Origin of the sequence: Candidatus Poriferisocius sp. (assembly GCF_965204015.1) — a bacterium.
GTDB lineage: Bacteria > Actinomycetota > Acidimicrobiia > Acidimicrobiales > Bin134 > Poriferisocius.
This window is the reverse complement of record NZ_OZ241965.1, coordinates 3,453,614-3,472,534: the sequence shown is the minus strand read 5'-3', so window position 1 is coordinate 3,472,534 and position 18,921 is coordinate 3,453,614. Positions and strand designations below refer to the sequence as shown.

General features: G+C 65.9%; 15 protein-coding genes and 1 pseudogene. 5 read left to right on the top strand and 11 right to left on the bottom strand.

Annotated features, from left to right (window positions below; genetic code table 11):
* Positions 1-89 precede the first annotated feature (89 nt).
* From ACOGJC_RS15680 to ACOGJC_RS15670, 3 genes and pseudogenes are all read right to left on the bottom strand, one after another.
* Positions 90-1,268: pseudogene (locus ACOGJC_RS15680) on the bottom strand (NAD(P)H-dependent oxidoreductase subunit E); the annotation flags it as partial.
* Positions 1,269-1,416: 148 nt separating this feature from the next.
* A complete protein-coding gene (locus tag ACOGJC_RS15675) occupies positions 1,417-3,345 on the bottom strand; it encodes a molybdopterin oxidoreductase family protein (RefSeq protein ID WP_419845931.1) in 1,929 nt (642 codons plus the stop codon).
* Positions 3,346-3,416: 71 nt separating this feature from the next.
* Positions 3,417-5,114, bottom strand: a complete 1,698-nt coding sequence (locus tag ACOGJC_RS15670; protein ID WP_419845930.1) for a formate--tetrahydrofolate ligase — start codon at positions 5,112-5,114, stop codon at positions 3,417-3,419.
* Positions 5,115-5,235: 121 nt separating this feature from the next.
* On the opposite strand from ACOGJC_RS15670, the gene xylA reads away from it, so the two are divergent.
* From xylA to ACOGJC_RS15650, 4 genes are read left to right on the top strand one after another with little or no spacing between them, the layout of a single operon-like run.
* A complete protein-coding gene (gene xylA / locus ACOGJC_RS15665) occupies positions 5,236-6,573 on the top strand; it encodes a xylose isomerase (protein ID WP_419845929.1) in 1,338 nt (445 codons plus the stop codon).
* Entirely contained in the window at positions 6,573-8,051 is a 1,479-nt protein-coding gene (xylB, locus tag ACOGJC_RS15660) for a xylulokinase (protein ID WP_419845928.1), read from the top strand. Before xylA ends, xylB begins: the two co-directional genes overlap by 1 nt.
* 20 nt (positions 8,052-8,071) lie before the next feature.
* Complete coding sequence (locus ACOGJC_RS15655; RefSeq protein WP_419845927.1) at positions 8,072-8,527, top strand: glycine/sarcosine/betaine reductase selenoprotein B family protein; 456 nt, start codon at positions 8,072-8,074, stop codon at positions 8,525-8,527.
* An 18-nt stretch (positions 8,528-8,545) separates the two neighbouring features.
* Positions 8,546-9,229, top strand: a complete 684-nt coding sequence (locus tag ACOGJC_RS15650) for a hypothetical protein (RefSeq protein WP_419845926.1) — start codon at positions 8,546-8,548, stop codon at positions 9,227-9,229.
* Between the two features lie 31 nt (positions 9,230-9,260).
* On the opposite strand, the gene ACOGJC_RS15645 is transcribed toward ACOGJC_RS15650, so the two are convergent.
* The 6 genes from ACOGJC_RS15645 to ACOGJC_RS15620 form a co-directional block, all read right to left on the bottom strand.
* Positions 9,261-10,421 carry an amidohydrolase family protein gene (locus tag ACOGJC_RS15645; protein WP_419845925.1) on the bottom strand — a complete coding sequence of 387 codons (1,161 nt, stop codon included), beginning with the start codon at positions 10,419-10,421 and terminating at the stop codon, positions 9,261-9,263.
* A 35-nt stretch (positions 10,422-10,456) separates the two neighbouring features.
* Positions 10,457-12,136 (bottom strand): hypothetical protein, encoded by a 1,680-nt coding sequence (locus ACOGJC_RS15640; protein WP_419845924.1) that lies wholly within the window; start codon positions 12,134-12,136, stop codon positions 10,457-10,459.
* Positions 12,137-12,141: 5 nt separating this feature from the next.
* Complete coding sequence (locus tag ACOGJC_RS15635; protein ID WP_419845923.1) at positions 12,142-13,647, bottom strand: hypothetical protein; 1,506 nt, start codon at positions 13,645-13,647, stop codon at positions 12,142-12,144.
* A gap of 319 nt (positions 13,648-13,966) precedes the next feature.
* Entirely contained in the window at positions 13,967-16,003 is a 2,037-nt protein-coding gene (locus ACOGJC_RS15630) for a hypothetical protein (protein WP_419845922.1), read from the bottom strand.
* Positions 16,000-16,515, bottom strand: a complete 516-nt coding sequence (locus tag ACOGJC_RS15625) for a SigE family RNA polymerase sigma factor (RefSeq protein ID WP_419845921.1) — start codon at positions 16,513-16,515, stop codon at positions 16,000-16,002. The genes ACOGJC_RS15630 and ACOGJC_RS15625 overlap by 4 nt, the downstream gene beginning before the upstream one ends.
* A gap of 139 nt (positions 16,516-16,654) precedes the next feature.
* Positions 16,655-17,860, bottom strand: a complete 1,206-nt coding sequence (locus ACOGJC_RS15620) for an amidohydrolase family protein (RefSeq protein ID WP_419845920.1) — start codon at positions 17,858-17,860, stop codon at positions 16,655-16,657.
* Positions 17,861-17,878: 18 nt separating this feature from the next.
* On the opposite strand from ACOGJC_RS15620, the gene ACOGJC_RS15615 reads away from it, so the two are divergent.
* Positions 17,879-18,235 (top strand): hypothetical protein, encoded by a 357-nt coding sequence (locus ACOGJC_RS15615; RefSeq protein WP_419845919.1) that lies wholly within the window; start codon positions 17,879-17,881, stop codon positions 18,233-18,235.
* 22 nt (positions 18,236-18,257) lie between these two features.
* Here the strand turns inward: ACOGJC_RS15615 and ACOGJC_RS15610 are convergent, their stop codons facing one another.
* Both ACOGJC_RS15610 and ACOGJC_RS15605 read right to left on the bottom strand, forming a co-directional pair.
* Positions 18,258-18,581, bottom strand: a complete 324-nt coding sequence (locus ACOGJC_RS15610) for a hypothetical protein (protein WP_419845918.1) — start codon at positions 18,579-18,581, stop codon at positions 18,258-18,260.
* Positions 18,582-18,624: 43 nt separating this feature from the next.
* Positions 18,625-18,906 (bottom strand): hypothetical protein, encoded by a 282-nt coding sequence (locus tag ACOGJC_RS15605; RefSeq protein ID WP_419845917.1) that lies wholly within the window; start codon positions 18,904-18,906, stop codon positions 18,625-18,627.
* Positions 18,907-18,921 lie beyond the last annotated feature (15 nt).

Below are 18,921 nucleotides of genomic sequence, written 5' to 3'. Positions count from 1 at the left end.
GTGTCTTCCAGGGTGAGAGGCATGTCGAGGGCATCGGGACCGACGAACACTCCGGCCGCGCCGCCCAGTAGCACCGCGGCCAACTGCCCGGTCGGCCCTCCGGCCAAATCGAGCAGCTCTCCCAGGGTGGTGCCGAACGGCACTTCGTAGAGCCCGGGAACCCCTATCCGACCCGACAAGCAGAACAACCGAGTGCCGGGGGAGCGCTCGGTGCCCACTGAGCGGTAGGTGTCGGGACCGTCGATCACGATGTCCAAGACGTTGATGAGAGTCTCAGGATTGTTGATGGCAGTGGGCTGGGAGAACAGGCCGTGGGTGGTGGGGAAGGGGGGCTTGTTGCGGGGTTCGCCCCGAAAGCCCTCGATGGAGTTGAACAGGGCTGTCTCCTCACCACATATGTAGGCCCCCGCCCCCCGGCGAACCTCGATGTCGAAGCGTTGCCCGCTGCCGGCCACGTCGTCGCCCAACAGACCCGCGGCCCGGGCCTGGACGATGGCATCCTCCAGTCGGGCGGTGGCCCGGGGGTACTCGCCTCGGATATAGATCCACCCGTGGGGCGAACCGGTGGCCAGTCCGGCGATGGTCATCGACTCGATGACTGCGAACGGATCGTGCTCGCAGACGATGCGATCTTTGAAGGTGCCCGGCTCCGACTCGTCGCAGTTGGCCACCACGTGTTTGTCGGGCCCGGGCTCGTCGGCCACGGCCCGCCACTTGATCCCGGTGGGGAAGGCCGCTCCGCCCCGGCCCGACAACCCTGAGTCGGATATGGCGGCGATGACCGCGTCTGGTCCCATGACAACGGCCGCAGTGAGGGCCTCATAGCCGCCATGTTCCCGATAGGAGTCCAGGGAGGTGGGATCGACCACACCCACCCGGCTCAGCACCCGCAGGCCGGAGTCCCCGGCTTGGGGCAGATGGAAGTCCTCGCCATCGTCGGCCGGCACCCGATCGGGCCGCCCAACACCCTGGACGAACAGGGCCGGGGCCCGCTCGCACTGGCCGAGGCAGGGACTGTCGTGGACCTTGGCCCCATCGGCTTCTAACGAGGCCCGAAGCTCATCGTTTCCGACCAGAGCGCACACCGGGTCCACGCAGACATGGACGACGTCGTCGCGGTGACCGGGGTCGCTAGTGCGGAGCAGTTCGTAGAAGGTGGCCACGCCATAGGCCTCGGCGGGGGGAACCCCCAGCCGCTCGGCCGCCCCGTTTAGGCCACCGGGGCTGATCCAGCCGATCTCGTGCTGGAGCGAGTGCAGCACCGGCAACAGCAGGTGGCGAAGGCCATGGCGCCGGCTGCGGCCTCCGCGAACGATCCGCTCGGTTTCGACAACGGTGGCCGCGTTGGCTTGGGGAACGATGGCGTCGATGGCGGCCTGTTCGGCTTTGGTGGGCTGGTCTTCGCCGAAATGAAGATCAGCCAACGGAGGTGCCTGCGGTCGCGGCGGTCTGCTGAGAAGCAATCCGCTCTACCCGGACGGCTGCCGCCTTGAACTCGGCGGTGCCAGATTTGGGATCCCAGTCGGGGTTGGTGAGCACGTTCACGTCGATCAGTTCGGGATGGTGGAGGGTGGTGAAGGCCAGCCCTTGCGGCAGGCTTGACACCACCCGGGCGTTCATCTCCACTGATCCTCGGGGGGAGCAGACCCGCACCCGGTCGCCATCGGCGATGCCTAAGCCCGCGGCATCGTGAGCGTTCAAATCCAGGCCAGCGAACCGCAGCGGTGAGTCATAATTACCGCTCTGCACCCCGGTGTTGTAAGAATCCAACGCCCGCCCGGTGGTGAGCCGCAGGGGGAACTCCTCGCTCAACTCCTCGGTGGGCCCCTCGTGCTCTAACACCGAGAAGGGTGCCGGTTCGCGGCCCTCCAGGTCGTCGGCCCACAGCCAGCCGTGGAGGAAGGCACTACCGGGATGGTCCTCATCAGGACACGGCCATTGCAGGCCGCCAGCGGCCTCTAGGCGCTCCCAGGCCATCCCCCCATGCATCGCCGACAAAGAGCGGAGCTCGTCCCACGCCGCCTCCGGGTCGCGGGGCCCGAGTTCATCACCCATGGCCTCGGCCATGTCGCACAAGATGTCGATGTCGTGGCGGGCTTGGCCGGGGGGAGAGACCGCGGGCCGTACACGCTGCACCCGTCGCTCACTGGAGGTGACGGTACCGTTGCTCTCCGCCCAGGCCACCGAGGCGGGCAGCACCACATCGGCCATTTCCGCGGTGCGGGTCATCAGAATGTCCTGCACCACCAGGATGTCCAGGCCCTCAAGCTGGGTTCGGGCGTGAGCCACGTCGGCCTCTGAATCGGCTGGGTTCTCGCCGATCACATACAGCGCCCGCAGATCGCCCCGTTCCATGGCCTCGAACATGAGGGTGAGGTGCAACCCAGGAACTGGGTTGAGCTCTCGGCCGTAAGCGGCCTCGAATCGGGCCCGGTGATCAGGATCGTCCACGCCGGCGAAGCCGGGGAACTTGTTGGGGATGGCCCCCATGTCACCGCCGCCCTGCACGTTGTTCTGGCCCCGCAGTGGCACCAGGCCCGAACCCCACCGACCCACATGGCCGGTGAGCAGGGCCAGATTGCACAGAGACAGCACGTTGTCGACCGCGTTGTGGTGCTCGGTGATGCCCAGGGTCCACAGGATCTGGGCTGTTTCCGCGGTGGCGTAGGCGTGGGCCATCTCCACCACCACCTCGGCGGGAATGCCGCAGATGGCGGCTACTGCGTCGGGGGTGAACGGCTCCACCGAGGCGGCGTAGGCCTCGAATCCCTGGGTGGAGTGGGCGATGAAGTCTTGGTTGGCCAAACCGGCGTGGACGATCTCTCGGGCGATGCCGTTGGCCAGGGCGATGTCGGTGCCCACGTCGATGCCCACCCACACGTCGGAGAATTGGGCCGAAGAGGTGTAGCGGGGGTCGACGCAGTACATGCGGGCACCGTTGTCGAGGCCTTTGAGCACGTGGTGGAAGAAGATGGGGTGGGCCTCGCGGGCATTGGACCCCCACAAGAGGATCACGTCGGTTTCCTCAACCTCCTGATAGGAGCAAGTGCCCCCTCCCGCTCCGAACACTGTCGCCAGACCGACGACCGAGGGAGCGTGTCAAGTTCGGTTGCAGGAGTCGATGTTGTTGGAGCCCACCACCGTTCGGATGAACTTCTGGGCGATGTAGTTCATCTCGTTGGTGGCCTTGGAGCAGCTGAACATTCCGAACGCCTGCGGCCCATGCTCAGACAGCACCTGGTTGAACCCGGCCGAGGCCCGCGATAGGGCCTCTTCCCACGTCGCTTTTCGCAGGCTCCCGTTGTCCCGCACCATCGGCACGGTCAAACGTTCCCGCCTCGCCATTTGCACCCCCTTTCCTCAGCGGCACCCTGAGGTAAATCAAGCCTATCTGCCCTCGGCCGCCTCGACTGCGGTCAGCTCAGTCCGACGATCTCTCCGTTTTCGTCGAGGTCGATGCCCATAGCGGCGGGTTGGCGGCCGAGGCCGGGCATGGTTCGCATGTCGCCGCAGATGGGGTAGACGAAACCGGCGCCCACCGAGGCCCGCACTTCCCGCACCGGCAGGGTCCAGCCGGTGGGGGCTCCCTTGAGGGAGGGGTCGGACGAGATGGACAGGTGGGTTTTGGCGATGCACACCGGGAGGTGGCCGAAGCCGGCCGACTCGTAGGTGTCGAGCTGGCGGTTGGCGGTGGCCGAGTACTCCACGCCATCGGCGCCGTACACGGTGGTGGCCACCGCGGCGATCTTGTCTTTGAGCGAGAGATCGTCCTCGTACAGCACCTTGAAGGAGCTGGGCTCCTCGCAGGCCTCGGCCACAGCTTCGGCCAGCTCGGCCGCCCCCGCACCGCCGTCGGAGAAGTGGGTGGTGACCGCGCAGCGGGCGCCGTACTCGTCGGCGATCTCGGCGATGGCGGCCAAGTCGGCGTCGTGGTCGCCGGGGAAGGCGTTGATGGCCACCACCGGGGTCACACCGTGGGCCTTCATGTTGGAGAGCTGCTTGCGGAGGTTGTCGCCCCCGGCGTGTACCTCGTCGGGGTTCTCGGCCAGCAGTGCCTCGGGCAGAGGACGCCCGGCCACGATCCGGTGGTTGCCGGAGTGGGCCTTGAGCCCCCGCACGGTGGCCACCATCACCGCGGCATCGGGGTCGATGCCCGAGTAGCGGCACTTGATGTTGAAGAATCGCTCAGCGCCCATGTCGGCGCCGAACCCGGCCTCGGTCACCAGGAAATCACCGGTGCGGATGGCGATGCGGTCGGCCACGATGGAGGAGTTGCCGGTGGCGATGTTGCCAAACGGTCCGGTATGCACCAGAGCGGGGCCGCCCTCCAGGGTCTGCATCAGGTTGGGCTTGAGGGCGTCTTTCAACAGCACGGCCATGGCCCCGGCGGCCTTCAGGTCTTCGGCGGTCACCGGGTCGCCCGCTTTGGTGTAGCCCACCACGATCCGGCCCAGCCGGGCCCGCAGGTCCGACAGCGACGTGGCCAGCGCCAGGGTGGCCATCACCTCGGAGGCGGCGGTGATGTCGAAGCCTGATTCCCGGGGGACTCCGTCGAGCCGCCCGCCCAGGCCCACGACGATGTTGCGCAAGGCCCGGTCGTTGATATCCACCACCCGGCGCCAGGTGATGTTGTGCAGATCCAGGCCCGATTCGTTGCCGTGGTAGATGTGGGCATCCAGCATGGCTGAGCACATGTTGTGGGCCGCGGTCACCGCGTGCATGTCCCCGGTGAGGTGGAGGTTGAACAGCTCCATGGGCACCACCTGGCTGTAGCCGCCGCCAGCCGCGCCGCCCTTGATGCCGAACGTCGGCCCCAGTGAGGGCTGGCGGATGGCGATGGTGGCGCGCTTGTTGATGTGGCCGAACCCCTGGCCCAACCCCACGGTGGTGGTGGTTTTGCCCTCGCCCAGCGGGGTGGGAGTGATGGCGGTCACCACCACATAACGGGCTTTGGGTCGGTCGGCTAACGCCTCGATGGCGTCCAGGCTGATCTTGGCCGCCCCCGCCCCGTAGGGCTCCAGCATCTCAACTGGGATGCCAGCCTCTTCGGCAATCTCGGTGAGCGGTCTCAGATTCGCCCCGCGGGCGATCTCAAGATCGGATGGAAAAGACATGGACCCGCCTCTCATGCTTGTCGCTTGATTTCAACCCCGCCAGCGTACGCGCAATCGAGCGGCTTCGTGTGGCGAACCTTAGAATCAGGCGGCAGATTTCTCGTCGTGACGGAGCCCCCTAATGACCGACTTCTTTGACACCGTTCCCGAACCGGTGGCCCATGCCGGGGGTAGCGCCGGACTCGGCCAACTGGCCTATCGGGTGTACAACCCCGAACGGCAGGTGCTGGGGCGGCGAATGGAAGACCATCTTCGGATCGCGGTGTGCTACTGGCACAGCTTCAATTGGCCGGGTAGCGACATCTTCGGCCACGGCACGTTCGACCGCCCCTGGCTGGAGCCCGGCCAAGATCCGATGGACGCCGCCCGGGCCAAGCAAGACGCCGCCTTCGAGTTCTTCGAGAAGCTGGGCACGCCGTTTTACTGCTTCCACGACGTGGACATGGCCCCCGAGGGCGACTCCTTGGCTGAGAGCCGGGCCAACCTCGACGCCATGGTGGAGCGGGCCGCGGACAAGATGGAGGCCACCGGTGTGCGGCTGCTGTGGGGCACGGCCAACCTGTTCAGCCATCCCCGCTACGCCGCTGGAGCTGCCACCAACCCCGATCCAGATGTATTCACCCACGCCGCGGCCCAAGTACGACACATGCTCGAGGCCACCCATCGCCTCGATGGGGCCAACTACGTGCTGTGGGGAGGGCGCGAGGGCTACGAGACGCTGCTCAACACCCGGCTGCGCCAAGAGGCCGACCAGCTCGCCCGCTTTCTGACGCTGGTGGCTGAGCACAAGCACAAGATCGGATTCACCGGCACGCTGCTGCTCGAACCCAAGCCGCAAGAGCCAACCAAGCACCAGTACGACTACGACTGCGCCTCGGTCCACGGGTTCTTGGAGCGCTACGACCTAGTCGACGAGTTCAAGGTGAACATCGAGGTGAACCACGCCACCCTGTCGGGGCACTCGTTCCACCACGAGGTGGCCTATGCGGTGGACAACGGCATCTTCGGCAGCGTGGATGCCAACCGGGGCGACCCGCAGAACGGGTGGGACACCGACCAATTCCCCAACTCGGTGGACGAGCTCTCTCTGGCCCTCTACGAGATCTTGCGAGGCGGGGGATTCACCACCGGCGGGTTCAACTTCGATACCAAACTTCGGCGCCAGAGCATGGCTCGAGACGACTTGTTCTGGGGCCACATCGGGGGCATCGACACGCTGGCCCGATCCCTGCTGGTGGCCGAGGCCATGCTGGCCGACGGCACCATCGAGCAGGCCCGCAACCTCCGCTACGGCCGGTGGGAGTCGGGCTTGGGGGTCGACATCATGAAGGGCGAGGTGGACTTGGCCACCCTGGCCGACCAGGCGGTGGCCGACGGGCTCGATCCCCAGCCGGTGTCGGGACGCCAAGAGCGCCTTGAGAACGAGGTGAACCGCATCATCTGGACCACGCCGAGTTGATGGAGTTGGTGGCGGGGGTGGACTCGTCCACCCAGTCGACCAAGGTCGAACTGCGAGCGCGCGACTCGGGCCAGTTGACGGCCAGAGCCAGCGCTCCGCATGCCCACGTGCGTTGGGATCCGCCGGTGAGCGAGCAGGATCCTCGCAACTGGTGGGAGGCGCTGGCCGAGTGTTTCGCCCAATTTACCGAGGCCGACCGGGCCCGAGTGGTGGCCATCAGCGTGGCCGGCCAGCAGCACGGCCTGGTTCTGGTGGGCGACGACGGCGAGGTACTGCGCCCGGCCAAGCTGTGGAACGACACCACATCGGCGGCCCAAGCCCGTGATCTTGTGGCTCGCCACAGCCCAGAGCAGTGGGCCCAGCGCTGTGGGTCGGTGCCGCTGGCCTCGTTCACCATCGCCAAGCTGGCCTGGGTGTTGGAGCACGAGCCCGAGATGGCCAGCCGGATCGCCCGGATCATGCTGCCCCACGACTGGCTCACTTGGCGGCTGTCCGGCGCCCATGTCACCGACCGGGGCGACGCTTCGGGCACAGGCTGGTTCGATGCTGATGCCAATGAGATGGCTCCCGATCTGCTGGGGTTGGTGGTCGACGATCCCGCGGGCTGGCTGTCGCGGCTGCCCCGGATACTGGGACCCGATGAGGCTGCCGGGACCCTTACTCCGGAGGCGGCCGCCACACTGGGATTGGGCGATGCAACCCTCGTCGGCCCCGGTACCGGCGACAACATGGGCGCGGCCCTCGGCCTCGGACTGAAACCGGGCGACACGGTAATCTCTCTGGGCACGTCGGGCACGGCCTATAGCGTTTCCCGCACTCCGACCAGCGACCCGTCAGGGGCAGTGGCCGGGTTCGCCGACGCCACCGGAGCGTTTCTGCCCCTGGTGTGCACCCTCAACGCCACCCGGGTCACCGATACCGTGGCCCGCTGGCTCGGTGTGGACGCTGCCGGCCTGGCCGATCTGGCACTGGCCGCCGATGACGGCCCGGGCACACCAACGCTGGTGCCCTACTTCGACGGAGAGCGCACCCCCGACCTGCCCGATGCCACCGGGCTCTTCGCCGGATTGCGCAACGACACCACCCGCGAGCAGCTGGCGCTAGCCGCCCACGACGGTGTGTTGTGTGGGCTGTTCGACGGGCTCGATGCCCTGCGGAGCGCAGGGGTGAGCACCGGCGGCAGGCTGCACCTCATCGGTGGGGGTGCTCGCTCGGCTGCTTACCGGGTTCGGGCTGCGGCGCTGCACGGCGAAGCGATCATCGTGCCCGACGAAGACGAGACGGTGGCTCTGGGGGCGGCGGTGCAGGCCGCCGCGGTGTCAGCTGGGCGTAGCCCTGCTGAAGTGGCCGCCGACTGGACACTCGGCCAGGGTGCGACTGTCGAGCCCCCGATTGGGGTTGACGGCCGGGAGGTCAGGGCCCGCTACGCCGAGCTACGCAAAGAATTGCTCACCGTTCAGCAGCTAACCGGGATCTAGCCCTGTGGCAGAGTAGGCCCATGTCCAGTGACCAAGTGATGCGCGACATGATGGCCAACCTGCCGGTGCCGGAGTTCGAAGCCACGCCGTGGGCGTCTCCGCCGCCGCTCAATGAGGCCACGGTGGCCATAGTGACCAGCGCGGGGCTGCACCGGGCCGATCAGGATCGCTTCGTGGGTCGTGGGGATACCAGCTACCGGATGCTCGACCGGGGTGACCGGGAGCTGATCTTGGGCCACTGGAGTTCGAACTTCGACCGGGCTGCGTATGTCTCCGATCACAACGTGGTGTATCCGATCGACCGCCTGGAGGAACTGGCCGCTGACGGGACTATCGGGGCAGTGGCGCCCCGGCATGTGGCGTTCGCCGGCAACCAGCCCGACACGGTGTCGGAGGTGCGGCTGGACACCGGTCCGGCTGCGGCGGCCGAACTGCGGGCCGACGGGGTGGACGTGGCCATATTGACCCCGGTTTGACCGCTGTGCACGCGCACCGTGTGTGTGCTGGCCCATGTACTGGAAGAAGCTGGGATCGCCACGGTGGTGCTGGCGTCGATGCGACCGGTGGCTGAGCGGATGAACGTTCCCAGGGTGCTGTACTGCGAGTTCCCCCTGGGTCGCCCGTTGGGCATGCCCGACAACGCCCAATTCCAACACGGTGTGCTTGCCGCAGCATTCGATCTGCTTGATGCCCCCTCGGGCCCAGTGCTGGTGGACTATCCCGAAGTGGTGGAAGCGGTGGAGACGCCGCTGGCTTGTGCGCTGCCGCCCCGCTACGACCCCGATATCGCGCCGTCTATTGACGAAGCCCAGGGTCTTCGGGCCGCCTACGACCGGGCGGTGGCCCAACGGGGCGCTACCGAGGTGGGCCGGGCCATCGACGCCGACGGCGTGGCTGGAGCGCTGGCCGACCTCGAGCGGGTGGCTGCCGGAGAACACTGGAAAGAGGTGTATGGCCCCCGGTTGGACACCATCGCCATCGCCCATGACATCCGGGCCTACTACCAGGAGGCCGCCCTTGAGCTGGCCAGCGGCCCGCCTCCGGGTGCACGGCAGGCGGAGGCCTGGTTCTATGAGGAGACCGAGGCAGGCAAGACCTTGGCCGCAGCCCGCGACGCCCTCACCGAGCAAGAAGCCCCCAGCGGCATCACGTTCTACATGCAGCCCGTGGGGCGCTGAGTCTTAGGCAGCTGCTGAGCCCTAGGTAGCTTTAGGCCACCGCAGGCAGGGGATCGCCGATGCGGGCGAAGCAATCGGCGGCTGTTGCTCCCATGAACGCGGCCTTGACTTTGTCATCGAGTTCGTCAAGCGCGGGGCGGTATAGCTCAATGGGGTCGGCGTTGCCTTCCTGGTGGGGGTAGTCGGAGGAGAACACCACCATGTCGGGCAGCTCAGCCAGCACATCGAGGGCGTCGGTGTCGCCGAAGCCGGGTAGGGGAGTAAGCCGCAGGTTGCGGTGCAGCATCTCCTCGCCGCTGACCGGCCACGGCCAATCGCCCAAAGACGGCGATGACAAGCACTGGCGCGAGAGCGTGGCCACGTACCAGGGGAGCCATCCGGCCCGCATCTCCTCAACCAACACGGTGAGGTTGGGGAACCGATGGAACACCCCGCCGAACAGCAGGCTGGCCACCAGGTTCTGAGCGGCGTGCAAACGCTGCGTGTTGGCCAGCCGGATCAGCCCGCCCACGCCGGCGCCGTCGGGCAGGTCCCAGCCGATGTCGGCCCATTTCGAGAAGTCGGCCTCGGTGTTGCCCACATGGATCACCGCCACCATGCCCAGCGAGGTAGCCGCGGCCCACACCTTGTCCCAGTCGGGGTGGCCGGGCGGACCTCCGACGGGCGCGCCCCGCAAGGTGTAGAGGAAGAACGCCCGGGCGCCCCGTTCCCGGCACCGCTCCAGCTCGGCCACCGCGTGGTCCAGGTCGGAGAAGTCGATGGTGGCCACCGTGTGGAGGCGGTCGCGCTGGTCCCAAAGCTGCTCGGTGAGGAAGTCGTTGCACCGCTGGGCGGCGATCACCCGATCGTCGGGGCGCAAGTAGTCGAGCTTTTGCCAATAGCCGCCCGGGTTCACCAGGCAGTGGTCGATGCCCACCGAGTCCATCCACGCCACTCGCTCGGCGGCAGTGGAGTCATGGCGGGGGTGCAAGATGACCGGCCCGCCCGACTCCTTGGCCCGTTCGAACAGCTTGGGCAGCAACTCCGCCGGTCCGGGCCTTCGCTCCGGGGGCAGCACCTGGAGCAGGTCGCCAGCGATGGCGTTGGCCAGATGCGTCCGATTGTCGGGGATCTGATCGGCCCACTGCTTCATCGGATCAACCCCCGCCGAGTCCCCCGTGATCTCCCAGTGGGTATCCACATCGATGATCATGCGCCGAGTCTATGGGGCAGCCAGCACCCCCGTCGTCAGCCGACCCGGGCGATGAACCAGCGGCTGGGAGGCGTGGTCAAGGCGGGAGCGGTGAGGGGACCAGAGGATGTCAGAGACTGACCATCGCCGACTCCGATCTCGGCGTCCTTGTACAAGTCGGCTTCGGGGAACACGAATGTCTGAACCTTGGCGATCACGAAGTGGCGGCCGACGGCCACCTGGACCTCTGTGAAGGAGTTGTCGTCTGGGGTGCTTTCGGGCAGGCCAAACGCCTCTTGGAGGGTCTGCCATTCCCAATCGATGCCCTCTCGCGACCAGCCGATCAAGAACTCTTCGGGCTGGTATCGGTGGTAAACGGCTGTTTCCTCTTGCTTGGTCGTCGCCTCCATGAGTGCCTCCTCCAACTCCTCACTGAGGAAGGCCACGAGCTCGGCCCCGGTTTCGGGGTCGAGGAATATCACGAGCACGGATCCGTCGTCGCCCTCGACTTCACGCACTACCTCTGGCGGTTCCTCCTGTCGAAGGGTCTCAGCGTCGAACACATGCACGGCCGAGTCCTCCTCCAAGTCCCACAGGGTGATGCCGCCTTCAGGTTGGTTGTACCGGAGTTCGTAGCCGTCCTTTTCGAAGCTGATGTCGGGCAGAATGAAATCCTCTTCAGGTTCGTCGTAAGGCGACACCGGTCCTCCCACTGCGGCAACTCCCGCAGGTCCGACGGCCAGATCAGGCATCCACCCGATGCCGTCAGGCAGTGTCAACACCGGGTCTGTTCCGAAGACGCCCTCGAAGCGCTCGACCTTGAACTCCCCGTCGGTCGGATCAGCGGTCCAGAGCTCATGGCGCGCACTGTCGGTGATGTGAACGTCAACAGTCGTCCTGCTCCATTGACTGCCATCCGGGGAATCCAGCAGATAGTCGTTGCCGGAGTCGGATATGAGCAGGTGAAAGCCGTCAGACGCCCCATAGCCACCCGAAGCCCAACCCGGGAATTCGGCTGCCAACTCGGCTGGCCCACCGTCGCTCAAGAAAAGGTGGACACTGGCCACACTTGGCTCGTAGGCCATGTCGTCATCAAGGGCTTGGGCAGTGTCAGGCTGCCAGGTGTCGCTCTGGACCACCATCACAATGAGCCTTCCCATCACGATGGCGTTGGCGATCCAAGCCGTGCCATCGAACGGGTCAAGGTCAACCACCAACTCAGTCCAATTGGATCCCTGGTCATCGGAGAACAAGATGCGGGTGTGGGGCGCATCTTCACGTGTATCCCATCCCTGAATCACCCAGCGGTCGCCAGAAATGTCGATATCCGAGGGGTTGAAGCCGGTCGGAATGGGAAGCGCGGACCAGTCCACCCCGTTGTCGGTGACAAGCACACTGTTCACAACGTCGGGACTGGCGACAACGGCGAGCACTCGGCCGTCGCCGACCGATTCGAGCTCTAGGGACTCATCCACATCGAGGTCGAACACTCCGCTGAGATCAACCTCGATCCATTCCAGCCCCGATTCCTGAAGAGTGTCCTGCGGAGCAGGATCCTTTTCTGGTGCAACCGGGGTCCCGACGATGGGTGCTGCGGTTGGTTCCGGGATGGGAGCAGGAGTCTGCTCACTGGGGACGACTACCTCGGTGGTATCTGAAGGGGAGCAGGCCGCGACGGTGCCCATCGCCACGGCAACTGCGGCAGCGGCAAGCGCCACTGGTCGTGCCATCAACATTGCGGTCAGTCTGCCCTGGCGATGAACCAGCGAGGGGATTGGGGAGAAAAGCTCATGCTTGTCGATCGGCCGTCTTCGCCGGGCGGGGCGTCGGAGTACTCGCCACTGTCGGTTCGGACGTCTCCGGCTTCGTGGGTCTGCACCCGGGCAACCACGAAATCACCGCCAACGGCCAGATTGACCTCGGTGAGGGCGCTCTCCATCGCGGTCAGTCCGGTGAGGCCGAAGGCCTCGGAAAAGGTCTGCCACGTCCAACCGCCGCCTCCGGTCCACCACCCCACCTCTGGTCCTGGCTGCTCAAGCCGGGCAGCCATATCGGTAGTGGGGCTGCGGAGAGCACTCATGATCTGCGTGAACAGCTCCTCGCGGCTGAATGCCACGAGATCATCTCCGGTTTCGGGGTCTTCAAACACCAGCAGGTCGAGGCCGTCGGGGCCGTTGTCGCCGACATCGACCTCCCGGGTGCCTTCGGGCACTGGCATCTCCTCGTCGAACAGATCCAAACCGAACTCATAGACCGCGGCGTCTCGCGACAAGTCCCACAGGGTGATAGCGCCTTCAGGCTCGTTGTACCGCAGTTCGTAGCCGTCTTTTTCGATCCGCAATGCAGGGAGGAGTTCGGCACCGAGGGGCGTTCCCGGCTGGGCGACGGCGGCGACACCCGCAGGTCCCACGGCCACGTCGCTGACCCAACTGATCCCGTCGGGGAGGGTCGCCACTGGAGCAGGGCCGAAGACGCCGGTGAATCGCTCGACTCGGTATTGGTCGTACGCCGGGTCGGTGGTCCAGATCAACCCGGAATTACCCGAGCTGAATGCGGTGCCCTCGAGATCCTCATAGCCAGGGGAACCCTCGACCCACTGGCGGCCATCGGGCGAGAACAGTCGGACATTCTCTTCTTCGCTGAACAGGGTTAGGTGGAAGCCGTCGGCGGTGGCATAGCCGGTTGCGTTCCAGCTTGGGTACTCGGCCACCAGCTCAACAGGGCCGCCGTCGCTGAAGAAGATGCCGAGGCGGTTGAAAACCGCGGTGCTGGGAACAAAGCCGCCGTTCTCTTCCTCGGAATGGTCGCGTGGCGGGGGATACCACGCGGCCACAACCATGCGCTCTCCGGCTGCCATTGCAGCGACCACCCCCGAAATGCCATCGGGGGCATCGGGGCTGAAGGCCAACTCGGTCCAGGTGGCCCCTTGGTCGTCGGAGAAGAAGACTTGATCGGAGGGGATGCCGACAGATTCCGCGCTGTTCAGGATCAGTCCTGTGATCAGCCAGCGGTTGCCGGCGATGTCGATGTGCCCGGGAATGATGTTGTCAGCCGGCAGGGGGACCTCGGTCCAGTCCGTGCCGTTCTCCGTGACCATGACCCGGTTGTCGCTGGGGCCGAACGTCAAAAAGACCACCCGGCCGTCGCCGACCGACTCGATTCTGTTGAACTCGCCCAGGCCGGGGCCGAGAGCTTCGACAGGGTCGAACTCAGTCCAAACAAGCCCTGATTCCTGAGAAATGTCCAACTGAGCAGATTCTTGCTCTGGAACAGCCGGGGTTCCGGCGACAGGCGCAGCGGTTGGCGCCTGAGGAGGAACGGGGGTCAGTTCGCTGGACACGATGACTTCGTTGGGTTCCGACGAACTACACGCTGTGATCCCGCTGGTCGTGATTGCGATTAGCAAGGCAACACCAAATGCTGTTCGCAGGGCATACCGGGTTGAAATCGCGATCACCGGACACAAGATGCCACATCTATGTCATCTATGCAGCAAGGTGGTGTACGGCAGTGCGGGCGGTTGGCGCGGAGGGGGAACACACCAACCGCCCACAGCCGCCACGCCGTCAGCCGATTCTGGCGATGAACCAGCGGGGGGGCTGGCCGGTGAGGGAGACGGTTCCGTCGCCGTCGCTGGTGGCATCGGAGGGCTCGGCTTCGAAGGTTTCAACCCGGGCGAGAACGAAGTCGGCGCCGACGGCCAGCTCCACGTTGGCGAACTCGGTTTCGGAGTCGGCGACGTTGAAGGCATCGGAGATGGTCTGCCAGCCCCAGGCGGAGCCGTCGATTGACCAGCCCACCCATGGGTCTGGTTGTTTGGGCTGGTCTGGCGGAGGGGTCGGCTCATCACCGGGTTGGGGCAAGGATTCGAGCAGGGCAGCTTCCAGGTCGTCCAAGTTGAACGTCACCAGGTCGTCCCCGGTTTCCGGGTCTTGGAAGACCAAGTAGCCGCTTCCACCGCTTTCGTCTTCGACCGGCCGAAAGCCCTCAGGCGGGGTGTTGCCGTCGAGGGCTTCGGAGTCGAACTCATAGACCGGGGCGTCCTCGGACAAGTCCCACAGGGTGAAGCCGCCCACCGGCTCGTTGTATCGAAGCTCGTAGCCGTCTTGGGCCAACCGGAGTTCGGGGGAGGCCCCAAGAAGTTCGGGCGTGCCGCCGGGGATAGCCACGGTGGCGATACCCGCGGGTCCGACCGCCAAGCGATGCACAGCGGCTATGCCGTTGGGGAGTTCAGCGACAAACGGAGGGGCGTAGACGCCTTCGGCCAGCTCGATCCGATAGTCGCGGCCGGTTTGGCCAGAAGTCCAGATGGTCTGCTCCGGGGATGAGTGCCACGAGGCGTATCCCCAGTCCGGTGCGCCATCGCTATAGAGCAGGGGCGCTTGGCTCCATTGAAGGCCATCGGACGAGGTGAGCAGTTGCTCATCCTGGTAGTAGCCCAGCAGCGCAAGATGGAAGCCGTCGTCGGTGCCATAGCCACCGGTGGCGGCGCCCGGGAACTCTGCCACTACCTGGGCGGGACCGCCATCGCTGTAGTAGAGGCGGGCGTGCTCCCGTATCCCGCCGAAGAGCAAGGCTTCCTCTTCTGCGGTCAGCTCGAACGACTCGGGGGCGGACGACTCGTCGCGGGTAAAGCTCACCGTATCGCCCTCCACGCTCGTCCATCCCCGGATCGACTCCTTGTCGGGCACTAGGCCCCGGGCCACGATCACCGAGGCGACATCGGGATGTTTGCGGCTGTTCACCGCCACCACCATGTTCTCGCCGGATACCAGCGCCGCGGCTACCCGCGCCGACTCCTCGGCGGGATCAAGCGAGAAGCCCAAGTCGGTCCATGTGGCACCCTGGTCGTCGGAGAAAAATGCCTGGTGTCGCAGCGACGGAATCGGGGCGGTTTCCGACGCTGGGGTGGGGCCCTGGTCGTCGGAGAGGAGGCCCGGACCCTGGAATGTGCCTCGGTTGGCCCCCAATCCGGTAACCAGCCAACGACTGCTGGTGATATCGATGTGCTCGGGGTCGAAGTCCGGCGGCATCGGGACCACTGCCCAGTCCACGCCGTTGGCCGACACCAGCACCTGGCTGCCGCTGGGGCCGTATACCAGGGCCAGCACACGGCCATCGCCTACCGAGTGGATTCGGCCAATGTGAGTCACATCAGCGCCGAACACCGAGGCCGGATCGAATTCCGTCCATTCGAGCACCGGCCCAGTGGACAAGCTCTCCGGCGTGGCCGGCCCGGAGCTGTCGGCGGGCGTGACCGGGGGCGTATCGGGGAGTCCGTCGACGGGGTCAGCGGTCGGAGCCGGTTCGGAGGTGGTCGGGGGCTCGTCAACCACGATCACCTGGGTGGGCTGATCGTCGTCCAGCGCATTCCAGGCGGCGATGCCGCCGGCCACCAGGGCAATCGACGCCGCGATGCCCACGACCGTCCGTCGGGCGTTGCGGGCCTTGGCCCGGGCGGCGGCCCGCTCCGCTATCGAGGACACCGGCGGCCGGGCGGACGGGGTATCGACCCGTCCACGGATGGCGGAGCCCAAGGCCTCACCGAGGGCCTGGTCGTCGGATTCAGTCGGATTCTCAGGGGGGCGGCGCTCGTCGCTCATTGCTCGACCACCTTTCGCAACTCGGCCAGTCCTCGGGAGGTGGCGCTTTTCACTGTGCCCGGCCGTACCCCCATGGCCTGGGCGATCTCCTTTTCGGACATGTCGGCGTAGAACTTCAAGACAAGAGCGGTTTTCTGGCGGGGTGAGAGCTGGTCGAGGGCATCAAGGAGGTAGTCCTGATTCTCGGGCTGAGGGGAAATGAACGGCCGAAGGCCGATCCGCCGCCTCACCTCCCGCTTTCGCAATTCGCTGCGGGCGCCGTTTACCACCGCGGTGCGCAGGTAGCCGCCGGGCTGGTCGAGGCGGCTCCAGCGCTCGTACACCTTGGCGAAGGCGTCCTGCACGATCTCTTCTGCGATCGCCGGGGCGTCCACCAGCCCTCGGGCCAGCCGAACCATCGGTTCGTACTCTGCCCGGTACAGGTCGTCGAAGTTGGCCAGCGAAATGGCCTCCTCTGCCGGCGCGGTTTCCGGGGAAATCGACAGCTCGCCTTCGGGAACTTCTGAAACCATCCAACAGACAGTCTTCATCACCCCACAACGACGCCCGGTGATGCTGATCGGTTCCTGGCGCCGCGGCGCGGGGCCCGAGCCGCAGGGAAGTTGGCCAAGGGTTCTTGGCTGCTGTCAGCCGCACCAGGCGGCGACGGCGTCAGGCCGCGACGGCGTTTTTGAGCAGGGCCTCGTTGGGCTCGGCGGGAAGCTCGTTGAGGGGCGTGGCGATCTCGTCATGGGTTGGGCCGTGCTGGGCGGCCAACGGGGCCAGGGCGTCGAGATTGAAGCCGTAGAGGTCGGCGGCGTTGCCGGCCAGAATCTGCTGGAGTTCGACGGGACCGGTGTCGCAGAACACCTGGCGCAAGTGCTCGCGGGTGTAGGGGCCGGTGCCCTCGTTGTGGGGGTAGTCGGAGCCCCACATCACCTTGTTCACCCCCAGCACCTCGCGGGCCGCCGCGTCATCGTGGCCCGGCTGGCTGATGCCCACCCAGCAATTCCGCTGGAAGTACTCGGTGGCGCTCTTGGGCAGGATGTGGCTCTCGTCGTAGCGCATCTCGCCCATGCGGCCGGTGTCGCGGATCTTGGCCAGGGTCTCGTCCATGTGGGACAGGGCCCCCAACAGCCAGGCGCAGCCCTGCTCGGTCATTACGAACTTGAGCTTGGGGAAGCGCTCGAACACTCCCGACAACAGCAGCTGGTAGAAGGGCCGGTGGGAGTAGAAGCTCACCTCGGTGATGAACAACAGGTCGGCCACCGAGTACTTCCCGTAGTTGGGGACGCCGGTGCCGCCGTGGCTGTTGACGATCACCCCTAGATCCTCGCAAGCGGCCCAGAAGGGGTCGTACACCGGGTCGTACAGGGGAGCCAGATCTTTGCAATCGGGCGGGATGGCCGAGATGAGCACGCCGCCGCGCAGGTTGTTGGCGGCGATGAACTCCACGTCTTTGATGGCCTCGTCCACGTCGTTCAAGAAGGTCTGGCCGATGCCAGCCCGCTGGTCGGGATATTGGGCGCACCAGTCGGCCAGCCAGCGGTTGTGGGCCCGGATGCCGGCCAGGCGGTGCTCGAGCTGATCGGCCCGGGGCGGGCGGGCGAACAGGATGAAGCTGGGGAAGAAGGGGGGCACGGTGTTGGGGAACACCACCTCGCCCACCTGGCCGTCGGCATACAGGTCGCCGAGACGACGATCGTTGTCCCAGTTGCGGATCCGGCCGCCGTCTTGGAGGTCGCGGAACGGGTTGCGGTACTTCTCCCGCCAGGCGTCGAAATCGTCGTGGTACTTCGACTCGAGAAATCCGCGGTAGGTCTCGTGATTGGCCCCGGCGTGGCAGTCGGCCGAGATGATGGTGTACCGGTCGGTCATTCCACTAGTTTGCCCTCTATGGGAACGTCGCCGGGCATCGTGGAGGGGGAGTGGGACGACCAGCCCCGCAATTGGAAGACGTTCTTCAAGCGCTGGCGCCGCAGCAAGGAGTTGTTCCGGCTTGAGGTGGTCCGCACCGAGGCCATGTCAGCCGACGATTTCTTCGTAATCGGCCGGCCTACCGCCGGCCGAGTCCAAGTGGGCGACGCCCTGGTAGCCGATATCGGAGATCAGGCAGTCTCCACCAGAGTGACCTCCATCGACCATACCGTGCAGAACGACGACGAGTTCCACATGCTTACAGCCCTCAAACTCGACGGCATCGGCCCCGACTCCCTCATAGAGCCCGGAACCATCATCCGCCAGCCCGGCTAGAGGGGACTGCTTGTCGTCGGGGTTACACCCGGTAGACGTGGACGTTGTCGGCGTGGGCGGCTAGGGCACGCATGTCGGAAAGGTCGCCGGTGAGCACTGCGCCGCCTGGCTCGGCGAGGGCGACCACAATGGCGTCGACCGCCGAACCTCGCTTGGCCAGAGCACGGAGCTCGCCTGCTCGTCGCGCCGCCGACCGGGGCACTCGCTCGTCGACTTCGCAGAGCTTGATGAGCCGGCTCACGGGCACATCAGTTCGGGGATGCCCGGAGAGCGACTCGGCGAGAACCACGGTGGGCACGGTTGGAGGCCACAGGCCACTGGACTGGAAGGCGCTTATCAAGCCCACGGAGTCTGACCTTCGGCGAGCCAGACGGCTTACGCCCCCGGAGTCAAGAATGAGCCGGGGCATCAAGCGGTCTTGGCGCAACAGGCTTGATCTGGCACTCTCTTTGGATGCGCGCCACGAGTGCTTCCGCCCTGGCCATCTCCTCCTCAGTCGGCGGACCAACTTCTGCGATCAGCTCGGCCAGATAGCGGTCGGTCTCATCGAGCAATTCCTGACGTCTCAATTCGGCTCGAATCGCGTCTTGCAGAAGCTCGGAGGCGGGCAGATCGCGGGCTTTTACCTCTTCGTGCAACTCTATCGGCAGGTAAACCTGCATCCTCGGCATACGCCTAATCTACGC

Bases quoted from the DNA above. Each gene is read 5' to 3' on its own strand.
- ACOGJC_RS15670 (WP_419845930.1), bottom strand. From the start codon at position 5,114: ATGTCTTTTCCATCCGATCTTGAGATCGCCCGCGGGGCGAATCTGAGA.
- xylA (WP_419845929.1), top strand. From the start codon at position 5,236: ATGACCGACTTCTTTGACACCGTTCCCGAACCGGTGGCCCATGCCGGG.
- xylB (WP_419845928.1), top strand. From the start codon at position 6,573: ATGGAGTTGGTGGCGGGGGTGGACTCGTCCACCCAGTCGACCAAGGTC.
- ACOGJC_RS15655 (WP_419845927.1), top strand. From the start codon at position 8,072: ATGTCCAGTGACCAAGTGATGCGCGACATGATGGCCAACCTGCCGGTG.
- ACOGJC_RS15645 (WP_419845925.1), bottom strand. From the start codon at position 10,421: ATGATCATCGATGTGGATACCCACTGGGAGATCACGGGGGACTCGGCG.
- ACOGJC_RS15640 (WP_419845924.1), bottom strand. From the start codon at position 12,136: ATGTTGATGGCACGACCAGTGGCGCTTGCCGCTGCCGCAGTTGCCGTG.
- ACOGJC_RS15630 (WP_419845922.1), bottom strand. From the start codon at position 16,003: ATGAGCGACGAGCGCCGCCCCCCTGAGAATCCGACTGAATCCGACGAC.
- ACOGJC_RS15625 (WP_419845921.1), bottom strand. From the start codon at position 16,515: ATGGTTTCAGAAGTTCCCGAAGGCGAGCTGTCGATTTCCCCGGAAACC.
- ACOGJC_RS15620 (WP_419845920.1), bottom strand. From the start codon at position 17,860: ATGACCGACCGGTACACCATCATCTCGGCCGACTGCCACGCCGGGGCC.
- ACOGJC_RS15615 (WP_419845919.1), top strand. From the start codon at position 17,879: ATGGGAACGTCGCCGGGCATCGTGGAGGGGGAGTGGGACGACCAGCCC.
- ACOGJC_RS15605 (WP_419845917.1), bottom strand. From the start codon at position 18,906: ATGCCGAGGATGCAGGTTTACCTGCCGATAGAGTTGCACGAAGAGGTA.